Genomic DNA, 23,512 nt, shown 5'->3' with positions numbered 1-23,512 from the left:
TATATTTATAAAGATGTCCCATCCAAAAGCGTAAATAATCTAGCTAATACTTATATAGAGTCATTACAATTACACCTTGAAATAAATCATAGAAAACACTATCATTTTACACATTATAATAAACTGTATAGTAGTGGCGCCATGCCCACCGTATGGGAAGGACTAGCCAGAGGCTAATCTACTGGCTAGTCTTGATGCAAATTCAGTCAAAACTACTTAGCCGCTCTCGCCTCTCCGCTCCTCTAATTATAAAAGCATATTGAGTAAATATCAGATGTAGCTTGTGATGGGACTGGTTAATAGCAGACGCTCAAATAATAAAAAGAGTTCCCTATGCAGCGACTTTGCGAAGAACGGAGCAAAGAGGGAACTCTTTTTATTATTTATTAAGTTGTCGCAATCTAAGTGGGCCCCATCACAAGCAACCCAAACATATTTACGCAAATGCTTTTACATATTTACTCAAATGCTTTTATAAGATTCATGTAGTCCCCTTTATGCGTAAGTCTCCAGGTCCCAAAGTCTGGTTCTGGGGATTCGTTCAGAATATTTGCTAAAGATTCCAAAAATTCTGGAATTTTTGTAGCTACAATATTGCCGGCCATTTTACCGAAGTTTTCAGAGCCCATGTGTTCTGAGCCACCGTCTACAAGGATAAATGCTACCATAGGTTTCTTATCTACTAATTTTACAGCACCATGGAAGCCAATTTCGCCGATTTGGTGTGTACCACAGGAGTGTGGGCAACCAGATATATGTAAACGAGGTAGTTTTCTTGTATCTACGCCCTTTTCTTCAAGGTGTGCGAAGATATCTTTCAAAAGACCGTTAGAGTCTTGCATTCCAATCTGACATATAGTAGAACCAACGCAAGATACGGAACGGCGGAAATCATTTTTAGCACTGTCATCAGTTAATTCCGCAATTTTGCGTGCTTCATCAGCGGTGAGATTGATGAAGAATAATGCTTGGTCTGGCGCAATACGTGCTTCAACTTGATCAAGTGTCACCGCATAGTCAAGGGCCGCCAGCAAGTGTTCAACGTTCGCATCGCCACCTGCCGGATGGTATTCTACATAGTATAAACCGTCTTGTTTTTGACGGTGAATACGATAGTTTTCCACAGAATCATCACGCTTACCAGTTTTTGTAATTTCATAAGCATAATCAGCCGGATTAATAGTTAGGTGTTCTACTTCTTTTACCATAGCTAGGGTTTCTTCATAGATTTTGATGAAAGCTTCCGCCCCACCCATTTCAGCAGGCATGTAACGAGTACGAGCCTTACCGCGGTTTTTGAAGTTACCATGGTTAGCAAAGACCATAAGCATAGCTTTCACATGGTACAAAACATCCTCAGGCGCTACATCATGTGCCACCGGAATACCAATGCGAGGATTAGGACCAATACCGCCACAAGCATACACATCAAAGGTATTGTGTTTTGTTAAGTTAAAACCTAGGTCCTTGAACGTAGAATGTGGGGTACTATCAAAACCATTATCTATGCCCATTTTAAATTTGCGAGGAATCTTGATATAGAACATTTGCTCCATAAGAAATTCACTAATTGCTGTTGCATATGGCGTAATATCTAGAGTTTCACGAGGATCAATGCCACGTAAAATACTAGCTACCACATTGGGATTATCACCACCAGCACCACGGTTGTAAATACCGTGATCATAACATTCCTTATAGAGCTTTAATATTGTATCACCATCGAGGCCGTGCATTTGTAAGCATTGGCCGGTAGTGAAATGTACATGTTGTAGGTTATATTTACGAATGGAGTCCGCTAAAAACTGCATGTGCTCGCGCGTCATGCGGCCACCATTGAAACGCCAACGGCTCATACCAGTATTTGCACCGCGCTCAGCGTAACTACCATAGGCACCGGACTGCCCTTTATAATCTGCAATAGATAGTTCTTTCTTATAGAACTTATGTGTCATATCCTCAAACTTTGGATAATCTGCAATTAATCGATCTTTCAATTCTTGTGTAATCATACTATTACCCTCTTGGCTTATATTTATTAAGCATAATTCGTAACTTTATAACGCTTAGTATACCATATATGCATAAGTATGTTAGTAGCTAAGCTCACAATTTCAATATCGATTCTTAATAATATAGTTTACAATCTGTAATAATTATCACTTTTAAAAAAGGCAAAAGAGGCTGTAACCAAATGTGGTTTTACCACATTCAGCTACAGCCCCTTTTTATAATAATTATATGATTAAGTATTGCTAGTTATTATACTCGACCTTCGTTAGGATTATTGTATGCATCCTTATCGATGGTTCCCATAATTTTGTCTACTACCAAAGCATTTGTTAATGACCCAGATACGTTCAAACATGTACGTCCCATGTCAATCAATGGATCGATAGCTAGAATTGGGCTAATGGAGGTGAAGTATGCTCCAAGGCCTGTACCACTAAGGGATACAGATGCCGCCATTGTAGCCGTACCTGGCACGCCTGCGATACCAACAGAACCAATAGCAATAACGATAACACTCATGATATACATAGTCATATCAAATGGAATATTGGCTACATTAGAGATGTACACCACAACAAGTGCTGGGAACACGCCCGCACAACCTTGCATGCCCGCAGTAGTACCGAAGGAAGCTACTGTATTAGCAGTTGTAGCATTTACACCAAGACGTTTTGTCAAAGTCTCTACAGTTAATGGCAATACACCCATCGAAGAACGAGAAGTGAACGCCAATAAGAGTGGTGCTTTCGCTTTCTTGAAGTATGTAATCGGATTGTAGCCAAAGCTAGTAATCAAGATTGCTTGTACGACAAACATAATCAAAAGACCAACGTAAAGCAATACTACGAACAAGCCCATATCAAGAATAGCTTGTACACCGCGTGTTGCCAATGTAGATGCTAATAAAGCAACTACACCATATGGCATAAGACCAATAATGAAATCAGCTACCCAGGAAATCAATTGGTGAAGTTCATCAAATAGTTTTGTGAACACCTCCATAGAGTTTGTCCCTGTTTGTTTTAACAGACGAGCTACGCTACCCAAGATAATTGCAAATACGACAATGCCGATAACATTTGTTTCAGCAGCCGCTTGAATCGGATTGCTTGGGATTAGTGCTCGGAATGTATCAACCATAGGTTTGATTTCACGAATCTTCTTACCAGATTCAACAATATCAAAACCTTGACCTAAACCGAAGGCATTCCCCAAAATTAGACCGACTATAGCAGCAACGGCTACCATGCCGAGATTTGTAGAAATCATGGCAACTACTAACTTTTTGAGGTTAGCTCCTGCCTCCATGTGTAAAATAACGTGAACAATAGAGATAAAAACGATAGGAATAACAAGCATGCGGATTAAGTCGATGAAACCGCCCCCTACGAGAGAGAACCACTTTGTACTTTCCTTGATGTAAACCACTTTGGATGGATCATCAGGGAAGCCTGCAATAATTTGGACCGCTATACCAAGTACGGCACCAGCAATAGTACCAATAATAACAAGATTACCGAAGGATGTGCCCTTGCGTTGCAATACATAAATACCAATTAACACGAGCACAAACACCGCGATAATACCAATACTTAGTGGATTGCTTAACATGAGGTAATCTGTAAAGAATGGAATATTCATAATACACCTCTTTAATTCATATCACAACAATAGGTTATGAACTTAGTATAGCATATATCGAAAAAAATACAAGTATAATATTTAATTTTTGGTAACATTTAATGTATTCTGTAATATATACACCAAAAAGGCGATTTTCCAGAAGAAAATCGCCTTTAGTAAATCTAGCTATTATATTATCTGTTAACTAAGATATAAGTTACTTGGATAGGACCATGAGCACCATCTACAGTTACCAATTCGATATCTGCCGTACGGGACGGACCAGAAATCAAGCAGATATTTGTAGGGAACTTAGCTGGATCGTTGTGATACCGTTCAGCCAAATGTTCCATTGTTTGTGTCATGCGAGGGTTGATTGTATCAGTATACAACACAGCAATATGTGTTGTAGGCAACAAGCTAATCGCACGGCCAGAGTCCTCACCAGAAGCTTGTACTACAGTAGCAGTTTCTGCAATACCGCAGTATGGGAATGTAATACCAATATCAGCATTAGCAGTATTAGAAATACATTCTTCACGACCTTTAGCTGGATCCCATTGGAAGTATGTACGAGTGCCACCATTATTAGCTGCATCTTGTTCGAACAATTCTTTTAATTTATATTCTTCTACTTCAGGAGAGCTTGGGAATACAATTTTACCGTTTCCCCAGTCTTCGATAGCTGCAAAAATTGTTTCACCTAGTTTATCAGGTGTAGTTTCAACGAATTTTGTACCAACACGTTGACATTGTTCCTTAAACATTGTCAAAATTTGATCCCGACTCAAATCTTGGAACATAGTTTCTTGAGGACCATGGCTATAATCAAAGCCTTCTACAAAAGCAGGGCACATTTCTTGATCACGGCCTAATGCACGAGATAAACGTGCAATAAATTGATTACGTTTAGCTACATCCATTATTTTTTCTCCTTCTTCTTGTTCTTTTCATGTTCAGCATATAAATCACGGAATTTCTTGAATTTCAAGGAACCCAACTCTTTAGACTTAGTCCAACCGTTCATAACTGGAATAGCTTGAGTCCATTCAGGCATGTTACCTTCTTTATTACTAATTAAGTTCATACCGATAGCACCAGCTTTTGTGCCAAGATCAAATAATGTTGCATTACCGAACATCTTAGCAGCTGCTGTGAAGATAGCTTCTTCTGCTTTTGGACGAGTCTTTTCAATATCAGCCATGATATGACGGTGCTCCATCAACAATTCATGCAATGGAATAGCTACTGGACAGTTTTCTGTACATGCACCGCATAATGTAGAAGCATATGGAAGATCGCCGGCTACATCGTAACCTTTGAATAATGGAGTCAATACAGCACCCATTGGACCTGGATATACAGAACCATATCCATGACCGGAAACGTGACGGTATACAGGACAGATATTCATACATGCACCACAACGGATACAACGTAGCATTTCTTGGAATGTACCACCCAAGATGCCAGAACGACCGTTATCAATAATGATGATATGAGTTTCTTCAGGACCATCAGCTTCACCAGGACGCGCAGGACCAGTCATCATGGAGAAGTAGTTAGAAATCTTAGAACCTACTGCAGAACGGTTCAACATTTCCATCATAACATCAAGAGCTTTGAAATCAGGAACAATACGTTCTGTACCTAAGAAAATTAATTGAGTCTTAGGAATAGAACTAGCCATACGACCGTTACCTTCGTTGGAAACGATTGTACATGTACCAGATTCAGCAACTGCAAAGTTACAACCATTAACACCTACATCAGCTTTTAAGAAGCGCTCACGTACATAACCGCGTACAAAGTGAGTCATTTCCGTAGGGTTTTCAGTTCCTGTATAACCTAATTTTTCAGCGAAAATTTCGCGAATTTTGTTACGTTCAAAGTGAAGACCTGGTACTACGATGTGAGATGGAGGACTTACTGCAGTTTGCAAAATAAATTCAGCCAAGTCAGTTTCGTTAACTTCAATACCAGCTTCTTCTAACACTTCGTTCAAACCAATTTCTTCAGTTAAGATAGTTTTGGATTTAACGATCATTTTTGCTTCGCGTTGGCGAAGGATATCTAATGCAATTTGAGTTGCTTCTTTGTCATCGAACGCAAAGTGAACTTTAGAACCAGCTTTTTCAGCGTTGTCAGCAAATTGACTTACATAGTAATCCAAGTTGTTAAGTACGTGATCGCGAATTTTAGCCGCTTCAGCGCGGAAATCTAACCATTCAGGAACATCCGCAACTACTGTATTACGTTTATCATAAAACACGTCTTGTGCTTTTTTAATAGCTGCAACTTTGAAATCGTCAGCCAAACATTCTTTTATACGTGTTTTATAGGGGCGATTGTCATATATAAGTGCCATGTCGTCTCCTCCTTAACGGCAGTTTAAGATTTCAGCAATATGCATAACTTTGATACGGCGATCAATTTCGCCTTCTTTATGAAGACGATCAAGCATACCAGCGATGTTCATCAAGCACGCTTGGTCAGAACCGGAGATAACGTTGGCACCTGTGCCAGCAATTTCCAATGCTTTTTCGCGTGTCATAACTTCACTGATTTCAGGGTTTTTAACTGAGAAAGTACCGCCGAAACCACAGCAACGATCTGCACGTGGTAATTCAATCAAGTTGATATCTTTAACGTTTTTAAGGAGTTTGAAAGGAGGCTCTTTAATGCCCATCAAACGAGTTACGTGGCAAGATGTATGGTATGTTACGGATTCGTTGAAACGAGCCCCTACATCTTCAACACCTAATACGTCAGTAATAAATTGAGTGAATTCGTAAATTTTACCACTCAATTTTTCTGCGCGCGCCAACCACTCTGGTTGATCTTTTAAGAAATGATGATATTCATCGCGGATTGCAAAAGCGCAAGAACCGGACATGCTGACTACATATTCAGCGTTCTCAAAGCATTCGATTGTATTCTTAATTGCATCCATAGCTGCGTCATTGTAACCGGAGTTAGTAAACATTTGTCCACAGCATACTTGTTTCTTAGGTACTACAAGCTCACAACCTAATCTTTCAAGTACTTCTACACCAGCCATACCTACATGAGGGTAGAACATGTCAATCAAACACTGTTGGAAAAGATGAATTTTCATATTATCTTCCTCGTCTTTTCTAGTACTTAACCTAATAAAAAATTTTGATATGTATGTGTTATGGCAATTTTTAGTAGTGAATTTTTCGACTAAATTTCTGCCCTGAACATTACTTATGCTTTCAAATAAATATTCAAAAGCTCATCGCTATAATTATAAATTAATCATGTAGATATTGTCCAAAGAATTGCTATATTCGTATGTACCCTTTTATTTCTTATATCGTTATGACTTTTTGTAATAGTAAACATTGAATTTTATCACATCTATTATTTCATTTATCATTTTTTCTTGTAAAAGCCCCATGAAATCTAGATTTTGCGAATGTTTATCATTTTGCATTTTTAACTACTAGAAAATCAACTTTTATCTATATTTCATTCTATATTTATATAATCAAACTTAATTTTTCAAATTCATGTAAGTTTTATCCTTATATATTACATTTTCTTATAGTAGTGTATAAATTTAAAAAGTGTTATAATTTATTTTATATAAGTATAGTTTGAAAGGAGCCCTTTTCATGAAACTAAATAAATTATCTTTGTCTTTAGCAATTACATTGGCCCTTGGCTCTACATTCAGCATGGCTCACGCTGAAACAACTGCGACTCATATAAAATCCGAAGTATCTAATGTGGCTACTAGAGCTGAAGTTTCTGCTAAAGCGGATGAACACCGTGTTGATACATCTGTTAAAAACGATACTAAACGTATTGATACATCCGTAAAAAATGATGCTAAACATGGTAGCACAGTTGTAAAACGTGATGCAAAACATGCTGATGCATCTGCTAAAAACGCTGCTAAACGCACTGATACATCCGTAAAAAACGATGCTAAACGCGTTAACACTTCTGTAAAAAATGACGTTAAACGCATTGATACTTCTGTAAAAAATGATGTAAAAGAAGATGCTGTAAAGGTAGAAGGTAAAAAAGCTGTAAAAGCTAAAGAAAACTTACCTGCTGGTATATACCCCGACACAAAAGATAACTGGGCTCGCGATGCTATCCAAGCAATGACACAAGCCGGTTACCTTTCTGGTTATGCTGATAATACATTCAAACCTAGTGCACAAATTACTCGTGAGCAAGCAGCTGCTATTTATGGCAAAGTGCTACAACACAACTTAAACGAACAAGAATTAGCGGAGATTGCAACAAAAGAATCCTCTACCTCCTACTCTGACGTGGAAGCAGATCGTTGGTCTAGCTCTGCTATCAAATTAGTTAGTGCTGCAGGCGTAATGGAAGGCACATCTAAAACAGCTTTCACACCTAGCAAAACTATGGACCGCGAACAATTCGTTGCATCCGCCGCTAGCCTAGCTAAAAAATTAAATCTTTCTACACCTGTAAAAGCAGAAAAAGTAACATTTAAAGACGAAGCTAGCATCTCCTCTGCTTACTTGGCAGATATCCAATACATGGCTCAACGTGGCATCGTAGCATCTGGGGCAACAGAAAACTTTAACCCTAAACAACCTGTAACAAGAGCACAAGCGGCAACAATCTTGAACCGCATGCTTAATGGTGCTGGCCTTGCAACACCGAAACACAGTACAACTGAAGCTAAAGCTGAAACAACTGTAAAAGAAGATATAAAGAAAGCTGATACAGCAATCGAAAAAGAGGCCTCCAAAGTAAATAAAGATGCAAAAAAAGATATGTCCAAAACTGATAAAGACATGAAAAAAGAGGCAGAAAAGGCAGATAAAGTAGCCAAAGCTGAGGCAAAAAAAGCTGACAAAGACTTAAAGGGCAACAAAAATGCTGCAGTAGCAGAAAAAGCTGAGCCTACTCACACAGTTCGCCCTGTTCGTCGCAGCACACTAAAAGCACTTGATCAAAAACAACAAGCTGCATTAGAAGACAAAGTATTTTCTGAATTAAATAAAACTTATAAAACAGAAGATGCATTCCAAAATTATGGCGTAATGTACTGGCGTGACAATCAATTACACGTAGCTTTGAAAACAGACAGCGATATTTCCACAGTAAAAGCTAACCTTGCAAACCGTGGTGATTCTACTGTAAATAACTATGTTGTAGTTGAATCCTCCCAATACAGCCAAGCTGAATACGATGCAATCGATACAAACTTCCGCAACTACTACAACAAAAATGAAAAAGCAGGTACAATTCTAGCTACATTCCCTGATGTAGAAAATAACCAACTTTACGCAGTTGTATCTACAGCATCTAAAGAAACACAACAAGGGATCTCTAAATTATTCGGTTCCAAAGTAAAAATGACAGTAAAACGCTAATCGGCGTTACACTTAACCAGCCAAGGCAGCGTATACTCGATAGTACTACGCTGCTTTGTTGTATATCACTATGCATGCCAACTAATTGACTATGATGCGACGGATATAGCTTTTTATGCTGGTGAAAGTTTATATTCTACGGCTATCAAGCGCTAGCCTTTACCATGATTAGGAAGGATTTTTATGTACAAGAATACCCCTCACGCATTACGTGCCCTCGTACTCGGCACATTATTAACTACAACAGGCTTTGGTTTTGCTTCTGCAAACACAACTACTACAACTCATGCTCCTGCAACTACTGTTGAAGCCACTAAAATGGAAACAACTAAAGCACCAATGGCTAAAACAGATGCTACGAAGATGGAGACTACTAAAACAGAAGCGGCTAACGTTAAATCTACTAATACCGCATCACCTGCAATTGTAAACACCTCTATCGGTACGCCTCAAGATATTCAAAAAATCCGCGCCCACATCTTTACAGATGTGCCTAGTGATTTTTGGGCAGCTAACTCGATTAGCACTGTAACAAAAGCAAACCTAATGAAGGGGTATTCCGATGGTACATTCCGACCTAACCAACCTATGACACGTGAAGAAGTAGCAGCGCTCTTCAACAATATTACAGATGATGGTACAGCCGCCTTCTTATCAAGTAAATTTAAAGATATTACATCTGACCGTTGGTCTGCTCTTGCTATTGAATCTGTAGCTCGCAAAAATATCATCAGCGGCTATGGTGATGACACTTATAAACCTGAGAAATATATGTCCCGCCAAGAGTTTGCGGTAGTAGCAGATAACTATATCCATTACTTAGGATATACCACTGAAGACCCAACAGTTCTTGATAATATAGCCTATGGAGACCAAAAATTTGTAGCTCCTTGGGCACAAGATGCCGTTCGCGAGCTTGCCTATCTTGGGTTCACAAACTACGCTCCAGGTACATTGTTTAACCCTGAAAAATATGTAACTCGTGCAGAAGCAGCGGAAATTGCGTACCGCATGACACAAACAGAACAAGCACTTGCCTTCCACAATACATTGTTCAAGCAACAAGTAGAAAACAAAACAGCTAATATCATCGACAAAGCATTAGGCTATGGCAATGATTTCACCAAATTCCGTCAAGACGGAGCTCTATTCTGGGAGGCAGGCCAATTACATGCATCCTTAACAGATCAAAAGAAAACTGACCTCGTTTCCAAAGTGATTACAGAGGCTCATGATCCACAGCTAGATAGAACTGTAGTCGTATCAAAAGGTAAATTAAATCAGGCCCAACTAGAGGAGTATCAATCCGATGCCATCGCCCTTTACCAACAAAAAGAACCTCAAGGAAAGATCCTTTCCATCTCCCCAAATACTGATACAAGTGCCCTTCTCATTACCGTTGATTCTATTCAAAAATCGACGTTGAAAGCATTTAAAAAGAAATTCCATGATAATGTATTCTTACAATTACCACCAGAACCGCTTACAAAGTCAGACGGAAACATTCAATTCCCATTACCACCGCGCGTAAACTATTATAACGACAAACAATAACATAGACAAAAAAGAACCGCCCCCTTAGGAGCGGTTCTTTTCACAATTAAACAGCTGTTACTATACACACATAATCGAATTTACACAGTTCGATTATTTTTTTGTTACATCATTTTCGCGGTCACGCAAGATACCAACTGGTACATATACCGTACCTGCGCTATGGATTGAATCCACATCTTGTTGCAAGATCATTACAACGGAATAATCATCTGTTGTGTAGAATTCAGTAGGCATTTTATCGATATTTACATCGCCACCTAATTTATCTTTCACATCTTGATTATTATTAATCGCATTTACCAACTCTTTTTTATTAAGGCCACCAAGATCGTACAAGGACAATTGTCGACCTGTTGTAGTATTAAATGTGAAGCCTTTTACATAGTTTACACCATTGGCATCATGATCACGCATTGTATATGTGTGAATCAATACACTGAAAATACCGTTTTTATCTGTTTTAACGTCATAGTACATAACTACATTTGTTTTATCAGATTCTTTAGCATTTAACTTTTCTACATCATTTTGTATTTTAGAAACATACTTTTTGATGGTCGTATTGATTGCTTTTTCTACCGCAGGGCTAACAGATTTAACCTCTGGGAATACTAAATCCAAATGATCTGTAGTAGATTCCACAGGTGATACAGCAACCTCTTTACGATCCATATAACGGTCCGCATTTGGGGCTACCACTTCAACTGCATTACGATCTACTTTAGACGCTTTAGAGCGCAACGCACGATTCTGTTCAGGTGTAGCAGTACTAGAAATACGATATGTTAAATCATTACGATTTACACGTTTCGCATTTGTTTGATTTGCTTGTACATTTACAGTATCTTGCGTTACAGGTATTACTTCGCTTGCTGCGAAGGAGACTACTGGCAATGCAGCAGCCATAATGATGAGTACAGACTGTTTTAATTTCATTGTTTAACCTCTTATTGTTCTTGCTCAGCTTTCATAGCAAGAGCTTCTTCTTTATTGAACTTGTGTGTAACAACACGGCGAACAAGATAGAGACCAGCGAATATGAATGCAAGCAATCCTAACCATTGTGCTGTGCTTTCAAATTCAGGCCCTACTAATTCAAGCGGAGCTTCCCCACCACCAGTTGTAACAGACAATACAATAATAACAGCTATGATTACACCAATCAAGCTTTCACCAACGATCAGACCAGAAGCAAAGAGAACACCACGGCGGTTGGATTGCTCTACATCGTAGTCAGCAAGCTCACCGGCACGCATTTTAGCACGAGCTACAAGATAACGACCTACGAAGTAGCTGATGAAAGAACCAATAATAAGCGGTACTTCTAAAGTAGGTGGTAAATAAATACCCATACCAACAGCCAATGGAGGCAATGTTAAGGTAGCAGTTGTGCTCTTGAGAATCAAGTTGACGATAATCGCCACAACACCAACGCCAACGCCGATTAAGATATAATCCCAATCCATGCTAGAGTTGAAGATACCTTGCGCAATGGTAGTCATCAAAGTCGCTTGAGGAGCAGATAATGCAGCGTTTGGATCCATTTCAGCACGTGGTAACGCACCTGTGAAACCGTATGCTTGATAAAGCAAGTTAAGAACTGGAGCAATTGCAATGGCACCGGCTACAGAACCAAGTAACAAGGCAATTTGTTGACGCCAAGGTGTAGCACCAACGAGTTGGCCAGTTTTCAAATCTTGTAAATTATCATTAGAAATAGATGCAATCGCAATAACTACGGATGTCATAAAGATAGCCATAGCGGTAGCGAACTGAACACCTTCTTGTGTAGCAAATAAATTATTTTCCGCTGCGATAAAGTATACAACTAAGGAAGAAATAATAGTCGCTAAAATACCGATACCAGAAATTGGAGAAGCAGATGTACCGATAAGGCCTGCCATATAGCCACATGCTGCAGCTACGAAGAAGCCAATCAATAAAGCTACTACGATACCTACTACAACGAGTGTCCACATTAAACCTGCACTAATAGGTACAACAGATACGAAATCCCAGAATGTAAATACTAAGCCAATAAGAATAAGTATGAATACACCTAAAACGGATTTTGTACTCATATCTGTATCCATACGATGCAATTCACGTTCTGCGGAGCTGCTATTCATGGATTTAACAGAAATTTTCATACCTTCGATGATAGGTTTAATTAAGGTAATCAAAGTCCAAATCGCAGCAATACCAATAGCACCAGCACCGATGAAACGAACTTTAGATTTCCAAATAGCCATCGCAAACTTAGCAGTAGCACCGCCATCTGGAGCAAACATGTTAGTGAAGTAAGGCACGAAGCCAGCCCATGCGATGAGTACACCGACGAGGATAGCGATACCAGAGGCGATACCGATAAGATAACCAGCACCTAACAACGCTGTAGAGAAGCCCAAAGGAATTTGAGTAATCCCTTTGCTACCTACAGGGATCCAGAAGCTCATGCTATCGCCAAGCACCTTGAAACCATTTGCACAAAGGCTAATAAGACCAGCTACAAAGCCACCGGACACAATATCTGTCATACCGGAGCTAGATTGAGGGCCTTGTTCACCATTGTGAGAGCCAACCTTTAAAATTTCTGCTGCTGCACGGCCTTCAGGATATGGTAGATCGCTATTCACTACCATGGCACGACGCAATGGAATGGTGAATAATACACCTAGAGAGCCACCACAGGCACAGAGCAAGAATGTTTGCCAGAATGGAAAGCCATTCCAATACCCAAGCATGAGTAAACCTGGCAAAATAAAGATAATGGCGGACAATGTACCAGCCGCAGAAGCCTGCGTTTGTACCATGTTATTTTCAAGAACATTAGAATCCTTGAAGAACCGTAAAATTGCCATTGAAATAATAGCTGCCGGAATGGATGACGAGAACGTCAAACCTACCTTCAAACCGAGATATACGTTAGATGCTGTAAAAATAACAGTAATCAATGCACCAAGTAGCATCCCACGTAACGTCAGTTCCGGCAGATGAAGGTCATGGCTCGTAAAGTCATGTTTCATAAGTACTTACCTCCTCTGTGAAATCATAAACTTAAAACAATATACTAAGCTACTTCCATTTTATCGTGTTAAAGCGATGATTTCAATATATATGCGATATTTATAATGTATACATATTTTCTCCAACCCTTGAGCTATGGGAAAGGCAATAGCCCAAAAGCCTCCAAAGCCACCCACCCCGCTTCGCGGGGTCGCTAAGTCGTTTTTGGGCTATCGCCTTCTCCCTCTCAGATCAGCATTATATAAAACATATATACAAATTAAATATAAATCATCACATATATATTGTAGGGAGGAGATAGGTGTATATGCGCATTATGCATATACACCTATCAATTATATGAAAATAGAAATCATTCTCTTTTATTCTGTACAAATATACAGGATTTTATATAATTAAAGTACCGACAGTAGGGTCGGCATGTCTTTTAAGGAGGTTGTAAACATTATGGAAACAAGAATTGAATATGATTCAATGGGACCAGTCGAAGTCGACGCTAGACGAATTTACGGACCTCAAACGCAACGCTCGTTCAATAATTTTAAGATCGGTGACCACCGCATCCCTATTGAACAAATCAAGGCGCTTGCGCTTGTAAAAAAAGCATGTGCTTTAACCAATGCAAAGTGTGGCGCAGTAACTGAGGAAAAAGCGAAACTCATCGCTCAAGTAGTAGATGAGATCGTGGACGGAAAATGGGATGATGAATTTCCGTTAACCGTATTCCAAACAGGTTCCGGCACACAAACTAACATGAATGTGAACGAGGTAATCGCTCACCGAGCTAAACAGTTAGATGAATCCAATCCGCTTCATCCTAACGACGATGTAAACCGCGGCCAAAGTACAAACGATACATTCCCTACGGCAATGCATATTTGTGCGTACTTTGAAATTACAAAACGCGTAATTCCTGCATTGGACGGCCTTATCGGATCTTTTGAAAAATTGCAAGAAAAAGGGAAAGGCTTGCAAAAAGTTGGTCGTACCCATCTACAAGATGCTACTTTCATCATGGTAGACCAAGAAATTAGCGCCTTTGTGGACGGCCTAAAAACTGCCAAAACTATGCTCCTTCAAAATGCTGACCACCTCCTCGACGTAGCACTCGGTGGTACTGCGGTTGGTACAGGTGTGAACACGCCTAAAGGCTATCTAGACGTTATGGAAACTGTATTGCCAGAGGTAACAGGCGCTCCATTCCGTGTTAAGAATAACAAATTCCAAGGACTTGCTCTCAAAGATGCATTTATGATGGCTCACGGTGCACTTAACACATTAGCGACTACCCTATTCAAAATCGCTAACGATGTGCGCTTCTTAGGCTCTGGCCCTCGCTGTGGCTACGGCGAATGGCATCTTCCTGAAAACGAACCGGGCTCCTCCATCATGCCAGGCAAGGTAAATCCTACTCAATGTGAAGCTTTGACTATGGTATGCGCCCAAGTATTCGGCCATAATACGACTATGACACTCTGTGCAGGTAGCGGTGCGTTCCAATTGAACGTATACATGCCTATCATGATCTATGACTTTGTTGAAAGCTGTCGCCTCCTCGCAGATGCGATGAATTCCTTCACAACACACTGTATCGACGGCGTAGAATTTGTACCTGAAAAACTCAACTTCTTCGTAGAACAATCCCTCATGATCGCTACATCCTTAACACCATACATCGGCTACGATAAGAGCGCTAAGGTGGTAAAAGAAGCGTACAAACGCGGTTGCTCTATTAAAGAAATCATCTTGGAAGAAAAACTCATGACCGAAGACGAATTTGCTGAAGCAGTTCGCATGAAATAAAATCTCTCTCACCTCTATGACATATCTGTAACATCCTCTCATACCTCAAATGAACGGAAAAAAGCCCCGATACGTTTTCGTATCGGGGCTTTCTATTTATTACGCTACTCCATCAAAGAATGTAATAACCGTAATTTCTCGTGGACAGTTGATACGGATTGGGAACCAGTGTCCTGTACCATTATTAACGTAGCATACGCTTTGTTCTTCTACATAGCGACCTTTTGTATATGGTGTGCCTGTTGGTACTAACGGCATACCCATGAATACGATTTGACCTCCGTGGGTATGTCCAGATAGAGTCAACGGAATCTTTCGTTCAATAGATTCTTCGAAGAATTCAGGGTGATGAGCCAATAGAATAACAAAGGCATAGTCTGGAATTCCAGATAAAGCTTTGTTAATCATGGCTTCCCGGTTGTCCTTTTTACGATCGTTATCGTACGCAACGCCCGCAATATATACAGGTTGTTTGCCGCCCATGATTTGAATATTACTATTCACGAGAATATTCATAGGTGTATTTCGTTTAAGTGCGTCAAGTACCTTATTTACATCGTGATGATACTCGTGATTTCCCAAGATAAAGTCAACTCCATCTGGGATTTGTTTTGCAAAGGTTGTCAGTCTTTCACAGACTTGCGGCAACCATGCAAGCTTATCAATAAGGTCGCCAGTGATAACAACGCGATTAGGTTTTTGTAAAAGCGCTAGTTTTAGGATTTCATCAAAGTCATCTAAATCGATACTCGGTCCTATATGAATATCACTAAGTTGAACAATTTTATAGTTTTTCAAACCAGGTGGTAGGTTCGTGTAGCCAAAACTTTCATGAGTTACTACTACCTCTTGTTGACCTGCAAAGGCAGCATAGCTAGAACCACCGATAGTAGCCAACGGAACTATAGTTGCAGCAGTTCTAAAAAAAGCACGACGGCCTGTTCTATTTTCCTCTGGTGTTTTGCTCCAAATTTTATTGATTGTCCAATATAATAGACTAAGTATGATAAATACAGGAATCGCTAGGAATACGCCAAAGAGTAATCCGTAGCTTTCAGTACGGAACATATTCATCAAAGGATAGTACATCGTACCATATAAATCCACTTGATTGAGTATATAGTATCGGATAGCCGCGAACCACGCACCGATAATGATTATATAGCCCACCCAGGCAGGCCATTTCTTTTTAGGCTTCCACAAGTTGAGGAATAGAGCCCAAAATCCTACCAGACCTATTGCGAGGATGGCAGAAAAAATGATATTAAATAGAATTCTCATTCATTGCTCCTACAAATTACTTTGCGATTTCCGTCAGTTTACCATGAGGTCCCGCCCAAGCATAGTCGGAGAACTCATCACGCTTGATGAGCATCCAGTCCTTTGGTAATTGCTGTTGGATATCTGCAATCGATATATTATTAGTGTCCCCTGTGTACGTTAAATCACCGCGGAATGCTTTCATAAACCATTTTCGGTGAGAGAAAACATGTGTTATTTCTTTCACAAGTACTGGTTGCAAAAATAGATCAAATCCAAGGGCCTGAACTAATTCTTCAAGGCCTCGTTCTCCGTCCTCAAAGGCAGATACCATTTCCACAGATGGGAATTCCCACATGGATCGTAAGAGTCCACGGTTCGGCCGTTTATGCAATAAATAATAGCCTTTATACTGTAAGATCCCCACGAATAAAGGCACCTCTACTACCTTTGTTTTCTTGATACGCACAGGTAGTTTATCTGTATCCTTATGTTGGTATGCTTCGCACATATTTACAATAGGACATTCGCCACAGCGGGGTGTCTTTGGAATACATACGGCAGACCCAAAGTCCATCAAGGCTTGGTTAAAGTCGCCAGGTCGATCATGAGGCAAAGTCTCCTCTACGATAGCCGTAATAGCCTTTTTACCTTTAGTACTCAAAATATCATCAAAGATGCGATATAACCGAGCATAGATGCGCAGTACATTGCCATCTACAGCCACCTCTGGTTCATTGTACGCCATGGATAGCACAGCCCCTGCCGTATAAGAACCTACGCCCTTCAAGGACTCCATGGTCTTACGGTCATGAGGCACGATACCGCCGTAATTTTCAACGACGTCCTTTACGCCAAGACGCAAGTTACGAGCACGACTATAATAGCCAAGCCCTTGCCATGCGTGAACTACCTCATCTTCGGAGGCCTTTGCCAAATCCTCCAAGGTTGGAAATAGACGCATCCAGTTATCATAATAGGGTTTCATTGCCTCAATGCGGGTCTGCTGACTCATCACCTCGGAAACCCAAATCTTATAAGGGTCCCCACAACCGCGCCACGGCAACTCCCGTTTATGTACATCATACCACGCCAATAGCTGTGGCACCCACTTTGGGTTCTTTTTATCAGTCATATTACCTCAATATATTATAAATTTAGGAGTCTAGTACCACTTTCACGGCTACATACTCCCTATTTTATACTCCAATACCCACCAGATAACGATTTTAACGTTAAATTGTAACAAATCGTACATTCATTATCCATTAATATACAGATCGATGCGCGCCAAGTGTTCGCTTTCAAGAACAGTATCAACAGTGGTCAAATCCATCTTATCCACCATATTATTATCTCGTCCAAACACGATAGGTCCTTTTAATTTCTTACCTTCTAACAACATCGGCAACCATCTGCGGTCACCATCCCACATATGTTCATAAGGAATTTGATTTGGTTCTAGCCAATGAGGCTCCATTTCGTCTGTTTCCTCTACATCGCCTGTGAAAGCACGCAAGAAATACACATAACTCACGTGCGTTAAGCTTTCATCAAAAGGAAATTGAAAATCAAAAGCCGCTACACATTCTAAGTCTTCGACACGTCCTTGAAGGCCAGATTCCTCAAATAGTTCGCGAATGGCACACTCTCTGAAACTTTCACCATCATCCAGTTTACCGCCGAAACCATTATATTTATCGGCCCCAAAACCACGTTTTTTACGACCTAGCAGTATACGATTTTGTTCATCAATGGGAAATACTAGCGTCGTCGGTTTCATGGGACCTCCTTAATCATAAAAATAACACTCTATTATTATACCATTATTTTATGTACGAATGCCTTAGTTGTGGTATGATTAAGAATATAGATTTTCTTGCAAGGAAGGAGGCACTAGATGAACAAACCACTTAGATTTAATATCGAATTAGGGCGCACAAAGCCCGTCAATATTCGCAATGAACAAGTGCGTTGTCCCTTCTGCGATCGTTCCAAATTAACGGATATCCTAGATACATCAGGTCATATTATATGGCTCATGAACAAATATCCAGTCTTAGAAAAAACTTGGCCTACCGTTATTATTGAAACGGAAACTGACGAAGGCGAGTTTTCTACCTTACCTACAGACGAAGCAGCCCACATTCTCCAGTTTGGCCTCGATAAGTGGCGCGAAACTCGTCAGCGTAAAGAGTTTAAATCCGTACTGTTCTTCAAGAATTACGGCTATATGTCCGGCGGTTCTATTCGCCATCCACACAGCCAGATTATAGGCCTTGAGAATTACGATTATCACAAAGATATTACGGCCCAAAATATGGAGGGTTGGCTCTTGCACGAGGATCAAGATGTACGCATCACCTTGTCTACCCATCCGATTATTGGGTTCTTTGAGTACAATATTCGCTTCAAACCAGATGCGCCGGTTCGTGCTGTAGCCCTTCGACTACAACAAATTCTGCGCTATGTATTGCATAGTGTAGTAAACTTTAGCCAGTCCTATAATTACTTTGTATATAATCTTGAGGACGGCTATGATTACATCAAGGTAGTGGCGCGCTATGTAACGACACCCCTCTATGTAGGATACAAAATACCACAAACTTGCGATGAGGGACGAGCTGCTAAAATCAAGCACGATATTACGCCTTATTTTCAAGCTACTAAATAGCTCTAACCATATACCGTACATAATTTGATATATAATTTTATATATGGTTTAACCATACATATTTGAAAGGATTTTTATGAAAGTATTTGCCATCGGCGACCTCCATCTATCTGGCAATCCTCCCACAAAGCCGATGGATATTTTTGGTCCTCACTGGAATGATCACTGGGCCCGCATCAAAGAGCATTGGAATGCCAATGTAAGCGATGAAGATATCGTCTTTCTCGTAGGTGACATGAGCTGGGCTCTCCGCCTTGAAGAAGCGGCCTGCGATTTACAAGAAATTGCATCTCTACCTGGTAAAAAATATATGATTCGCGGCAACCATGATTATTGGTGGGCATCGGCGAACAAGATGCATAATCTCATGGGCGACGCTATTACCTTTATACAAGGTCACGGCACCGCAGAACTCATCCAAACCGAAGAAGGTCCGCGCCTTATTGCATTCGGAGGAACGCGTGCCTACCTCTGTCCTGGAGACTCCCACTTCTCTCCAGAAACGGACCAATCCATTTACGATAGAGAATTGATGCGTACCGAAGCGGCACTTCAAGAAATGGATAAGGCTATACATAATATGCTTGAAGAACTCAAGGAGGAAACAAAGGTCACAGATGTGACCTGTTCTAAAAAGGCCTATTCATCAACATCTGATTCAATTACAACATCTAGTTTAATTATAGATATAGAGAATATTCCAGTAACCAAATTATTGTTGCTACACTACCCTCCATTCAACGAGTCCAACGCCCCTTCGGGATTTACGGACCTCATGGAGCAATATAAGGTAGATATCTGCATCTTTGGTCACTTACACGATCAAATTTCCTTTAACCGGATTCCAAAGGAATTTGGTACGACAAAACTAGAATTGGTATCTGCAGACTATCTAGACTTCAAGCTAAAGCAAATTATTTAAGGAGAGACCATGAGTCGCATTCACAAAGAACATTTACAAGCCGGCTATATCTTTGGTGACACCGCTAACCAAGAATATATTTACTTGCCTTCTGGTGAGGTGGGCACGGATCATCCGTTAGCAGTCCTAGAAACACCAACGAAGCGCGAAGATATTACATTAGACGAAGCCGTCCATATGATTGATACCCTAACACTAAAACGTTGTAGCCACCCTACACTAGGTAAAAAATCATTTTAATAACGCAATCAATAATGCAATTAATTGAACAAAGGAGGCTGTTTATCACAGCCTCCTTTGTTTTTTCTTTAGTTTATACAAGAACTATTTTGTTGTCTTCCTTTTAGTTTAAAAGGTTAATTCATAACAAGTAATTACTTTGCATTACGCTCGATATGACTACCATAAACATCTCTGTAATCATTAGTTTGCTTATTGTCTTTATTGTTAACACGAAGTCGTTCTACCTTATGACGATCATTGTCTTTACCAGAGATTCGATCCACACGAGTACGATCCAAGTCACGAAGACGAGCCAATTCAGGATTAAATTCGTTAATCGCACGCCCCATTTTGCCATCAATTGGGGCACCCAATTGTAAAGCACGGTAAATGATCGCAGCATACTCATAACGAGTCATCGCACGATTGCCTTTAAATTCGCCATCAGGATAGCCTTCAACAAGACCTTTATCAGCCAAGTCTTTTACATATTCATAAGCCCAATGATTAGCCGGTACATCAGGGAAGTTCACATCTTTCTTGTCATACTGAGGTGCCATTCCCATGGATACCTTCATTTGTTGAATCTCTACATTTTGGGCTTTTACAATGGCCTTTAAGTCTTGAACCTCTTTAGCCAAAGCTACTCTAGAAGTAGATACACCATTTTTTTGACCTAATTTCAATGAAACGCCGGCATTGACCATGTTTTCACCGTTACCCATGGATCCAGCTACGCTGAACATAGTGTCTTCATTTGGTCTGTAGAAAGCACCTAATGCCATCGCATTTTCACCGGCATAGTTACCGTAACCAGCCGCAAAATTCCATTTATCATCAGGATCAAAATCCAATGGATGAATAGCCGCTAATGCAGCCGCACCAGCACCAACTTTTCCTATTTTGCTATTTAATAGGTTCACACCATTACTAATACCGCTAGTAGCTTGATACAATTGGCTACCGTTAACGGCATCTTTAGATGTAGCGGATACTTCACCATCGGCTACATTAGTGATTTTATTGCCACCATTATTTAGACCTTTATTGTCCAAAGAAACATTACCAAATTTAACTTTATCTACAGATACTTTGTAATCAGTACCACCAGCAGCATTTGTGCTTGTAGTTACAGTTACATTATTACCTGCAGAAATGCTAGTATGTTTTTTAGCTTCTTTTAATGCTTCTGTGGCTAAAGTCTTATTATATTCAATACGACGTTCATGACTTTCGATACGCTCACTATGATTTTCAATTCGAGCATCATGATTATCAACACGATTATCTAAATAATCTAAACGCTTATCTTGATTGTCAATACGTTTTTCTTGATTATTCATACGTTCAGTTTGATTTTTTAATTGAATGTCATGATTTTGAATTTGATCTTCATGACGAAGTAAATCAGCATCTTGACGAAGATTTTCTTTAGTTAAACGAGTAATTTGATTATCATGATTTACAATTAATTTATTATGTTTTTCTAATTCTTGACTATGTCCATTTAAAATATCTTCATGTTTTTGTAAGACATCTGTATGATCTTTTAATTTTCGTTCATTGTCGGCAATTTTTTCTTTATTTTTATCGATTTCATTAATATTATTTTGAATTAATGTATTGTGATTATTAAGAATTCCGCCCACTGTATTTGCTACTGCATATAATTGACTACCATTTATAGCATCCGTGCTATCAGAAGATACTTTCCCAGATGCTACATTAATCACCTGACGTTCTTTACCAGATGCACCAACACTCGTAACGCCGTTACGAGCTGACCCTACCCCAGCAAAGCCGGAATAGTTGATACCATTTATATTAGCTTGTGTTTCTGTTGTGGCAGCTCTATCGGTAGATGCATTGCCTAAGAGAACACTATTTCCTTGTGTTGACGTCACATTACTGCCCAGTACATATGTATTTGCTTGCGCTACGTTATTTCTAGCCCCAAAAGCGCCAGAATCAATGCCAGAAACAGAATTACTGCTACCAATTCCAACTCCACTACGTGCAGTAATCGTATTACCTGAACCTACTGCAACAGCATTTGCAGCACCAGCATTAGCATTATTACCTACAGCAGTTGCACTCTCTTCAGCTTTTGCATTATATCCAACGGCTACTGAACGATTTCCCTTTGCTCTAGCATCATTACCATATGCTGAAGAGAAATTACCAGATGCCTCAGCATTAAAGCCAGTAGCGGTACTTGAAATACCACTAGCCTTTGTACTATTGCCAACCGCTGTAGAAGCTTCAGCAGATGCTTTAGCGGATGAGCCAAAGGCATTTGAATTACGCCCTGAAGAAACTGATCCATGGCCTATTGCAGTAGCATTTTCACCTTCTGCTCGTGCACTCCGACCAATAGCATTGGTATTATTAGCAGTTGCCTGTGCACTTCGTCCGATAGCTAGTGAAGTCTCACCAGATGCGGTAGAAGACTGTCCTACAGCAGTTGAATATGAACCGGATACCGTATTTCTGAAACCTACTGCTAAACTATGGTCACTGGTAACCGTGTTTTCATCACCAAAGTGACGTGAATACTCTGTCGGATTTCCTTGTGCTTCTACATGTAATACAGTTCCCGTGCCTAACGCAAGTAGTATTGCCAATGATAATGCAACTTGTTTGCTTTTCATCGTTTACTATTCCTCCCTACATCTAAAATTATAAATACAACGGATAATATATTATCATTTATAATATATATTCAACAAAACTCAGCATAAAATATGTCCATTATTAACTAATGTATTATCATTATCCTTAACTATTATTGTACTTTAAATATTAAATGAAGTAAACGAATTTTTTAACAAAATAGATAAAATTATCAATTTTATCTATAAATAAAAATTCTATCAAATTCATCATACTATAAATTAATAGCATAATAACAATATAAGGAGATAAGATTTATCTTATCTCCTTATATTGGCTATATTAACTATATTCATTATATTAGCTATACTAATTATTCTAGTTATATTATTTGCTTTAGCTATATTA

17 protein-coding genes are annotated in these 23,512 nt (G+C 39.6%); 6 read left to right on the top strand and 11 right to left on the bottom strand.

The genetic code is table 11. From position 1 onward, the window contains the following. Nucleotides 1-458: 458 nt before the first annotated feature. The 5 genes from HMPREF0873_RS05150 to HMPREF0873_RS05130 form a co-directional block, all read right to left on the bottom strand. The gene (locus HMPREF0873_RS05150) at nt 459-2,012 is read right to left on the bottom strand and encodes a nitrite/sulfite reductase (RefSeq protein ID WP_008714805.1); all 1,554 of its coding nucleotides are present in this window, start codon (nt 2,010-2,012) and stop codon (nt 459-461) included. A gap of 250 nt (nt 2,013-2,262) precedes the next feature. Further along, a complete protein-coding gene (locus HMPREF0873_RS05145; RefSeq protein WP_008602231.1) occupies nt 2,263-3,654 on the bottom strand; it encodes a cation:dicarboxylate symporter family transporter in 1,392 nt (463 codons plus the stop codon). A gap of 176 nt (nt 3,655-3,830) precedes the next feature. After that, complete coding sequence (locus HMPREF0873_RS05140) at nt 3,831-4,559, bottom strand: lactate utilization protein C (protein WP_004698205.1); 729 nt, start codon at nt 4,557-4,559, stop codon at nt 3,831-3,833. Continuing rightward, nucleotides 4,559-6,004: a LutB/LldF family L-lactate oxidation iron-sulfur protein gene (locus HMPREF0873_RS05135; protein ID WP_004694882.1), complete on the bottom strand. Its 1,446-nt coding sequence runs from the start codon at nt 6,002-6,004 to the stop codon at nt 4,559-4,561. The genes HMPREF0873_RS05140 and HMPREF0873_RS05135 overlap by 1 nt, the downstream gene beginning before the upstream one ends. A gap of 12 nt (nt 6,005-6,016) precedes the next feature. Next, nucleotides 6,017-6,754 (bottom strand): (Fe-S)-binding protein, encoded by a 738-nt coding sequence (locus HMPREF0873_RS05130; protein WP_004694880.1) that lies wholly within the window; start codon nt 6,752-6,754, stop codon nt 6,017-6,019. A gap of 523 nt (nt 6,755-7,277) precedes the next feature. Between HMPREF0873_RS05130 and HMPREF0873_RS05125 the strand changes: the two genes are divergently transcribed. Next, nucleotides 7,278-9,026, top strand: coding sequence for an S-layer homology domain-containing protein (locus HMPREF0873_RS05125; RefSeq protein ID WP_008714802.1), 1,749 nt, complete (start codon nt 7,278-7,280; stop codon nt 9,024-9,026). 183 nt (nt 9,027-9,209) lie between these two features. Further along, nucleotides 9,210-10,580 (top strand): S-layer homology domain-containing protein, encoded by a 1,371-nt coding sequence (locus HMPREF0873_RS05120; protein ID WP_008714801.1) that lies wholly within the window; start codon nt 9,210-9,212, stop codon nt 10,578-10,580. 93 nt (nt 10,581-10,673) lie between these two features. On the opposite strand, the gene HMPREF0873_RS05115 is transcribed toward HMPREF0873_RS05120, so the two are convergent. Both HMPREF0873_RS05115 and HMPREF0873_RS05110 read right to left on the bottom strand, forming a co-directional pair. Next, on the bottom strand, nt 10,674-11,519 hold the full coding sequence (locus HMPREF0873_RS05115; protein ID WP_004698216.1) for a hypothetical protein: 846 nt from the start codon (nt 11,517-11,519) through the stop codon (nt 10,674-10,676). An 11-nt stretch (nt 11,520-11,530) separates the two neighbouring features. Continuing rightward, entirely contained in the window at nt 11,531-13,609 is a 2,079-nt protein-coding gene (locus HMPREF0873_RS05110; RefSeq protein ID WP_004698162.1) for an OPT family oligopeptide transporter, read from the bottom strand. A gap of 448 nt (nt 13,610-14,057) precedes the next feature. Between HMPREF0873_RS05110 and HMPREF0873_RS05105 the strand changes: the two genes are divergently transcribed. Next, nucleotides 14,058-15,413: a lyase family protein gene (locus HMPREF0873_RS05105; protein ID WP_021148612.1), complete on the top strand. Its 1,356-nt coding sequence runs from the start codon at nt 14,058-14,060 to the stop codon at nt 15,411-15,413. Between the two features lie 99 nt (nt 15,414-15,512). On the opposite strand, the gene HMPREF0873_RS05100 is transcribed toward HMPREF0873_RS05105, so the two are convergent. From HMPREF0873_RS05100 to HMPREF0873_RS05090, 3 genes are all read right to left on the bottom strand, one after another. Continuing rightward, on the bottom strand, nt 15,513-16,694 hold the full coding sequence (locus HMPREF0873_RS05100; RefSeq protein WP_008714797.1) for a metallophosphoesterase: 1,182 nt from the start codon (nt 16,692-16,694) through the stop codon (nt 15,513-15,515). Between the two features lie 16 nt (nt 16,695-16,710). Beyond that, nucleotides 16,711-17,808 carry an A/G-specific adenine glycosylase gene (gene mutY, locus HMPREF0873_RS05095; RefSeq protein ID WP_008714795.1) on the bottom strand — a complete coding sequence of 366 codons (1,098 nt, stop codon included), beginning with the start codon at nt 17,806-17,808 and terminating at the stop codon, nt 16,711-16,713. A 126-nt stretch (nt 17,809-17,934) separates the two neighbouring features. Further along, nucleotides 17,935-18,456, bottom strand: coding sequence for an 8-oxo-dGTP diphosphatase (locus HMPREF0873_RS05090; RefSeq protein ID WP_004694863.1), 522 nt, complete (start codon nt 18,454-18,456; stop codon nt 17,935-17,937). Nucleotides 18,457-18,573: 117 nt separating this feature from the next. On the opposite strand from HMPREF0873_RS05090, the gene HMPREF0873_RS05085 reads away from it, so the two are divergent. The 3 genes from HMPREF0873_RS05085 to HMPREF0873_RS05075 all read left to right on the top strand — a co-directional run bounded on the left by HMPREF0873_RS05085 (nt 18,574) and on the right by HMPREF0873_RS05075 (nt 20,509). Further along, nucleotides 18,574-19,347, top strand: a complete 774-nt coding sequence (locus HMPREF0873_RS05085; protein WP_008714793.1) for a DUF4931 domain-containing protein — start codon at nt 18,574-18,576, stop codon at nt 19,345-19,347. 76 nt (nt 19,348-19,423) lie between these two features. Further along, nucleotides 19,424-20,269 carry a metallophosphoesterase gene (locus tag HMPREF0873_RS05080; RefSeq protein ID WP_038125669.1) on the top strand — a complete coding sequence of 282 codons (846 nt, stop codon included), beginning with the start codon at nt 19,424-19,426 and terminating at the stop codon, nt 20,267-20,269. A 9-nt stretch (nt 20,270-20,278) separates the two neighbouring features. Beyond that, nucleotides 20,279-20,509, top strand: a complete 231-nt coding sequence (locus HMPREF0873_RS05075) for a hypothetical protein (protein ID WP_008714789.1) — start codon at nt 20,279-20,281, stop codon at nt 20,507-20,509. A 134-nt stretch (nt 20,510-20,643) separates the two neighbouring features. Here HMPREF0873_RS05075 and HMPREF0873_RS05070 read toward each other — a convergent pair whose 3' ends face one another. Continuing rightward, nucleotides 20,644-23,142 (bottom strand): S-layer homology domain-containing protein, encoded by a 2,499-nt coding sequence (locus HMPREF0873_RS05070; protein ID WP_008714787.1) that lies wholly within the window; start codon nt 23,140-23,142, stop codon nt 20,644-20,646. Nucleotides 23,143-23,512 lie beyond the last annotated feature (370 nt).

It is taken from the genome of Veillonella sp. 3_1_44, from assembly GCF_000163715.1.
GTDB lineage: Bacteria > Bacillota > Negativicutes > Veillonellales > Veillonellaceae > Veillonella > Veillonella parvula_A.
This window is presented reverse-complemented; position numbering and strand designations above follow the sequence as displayed.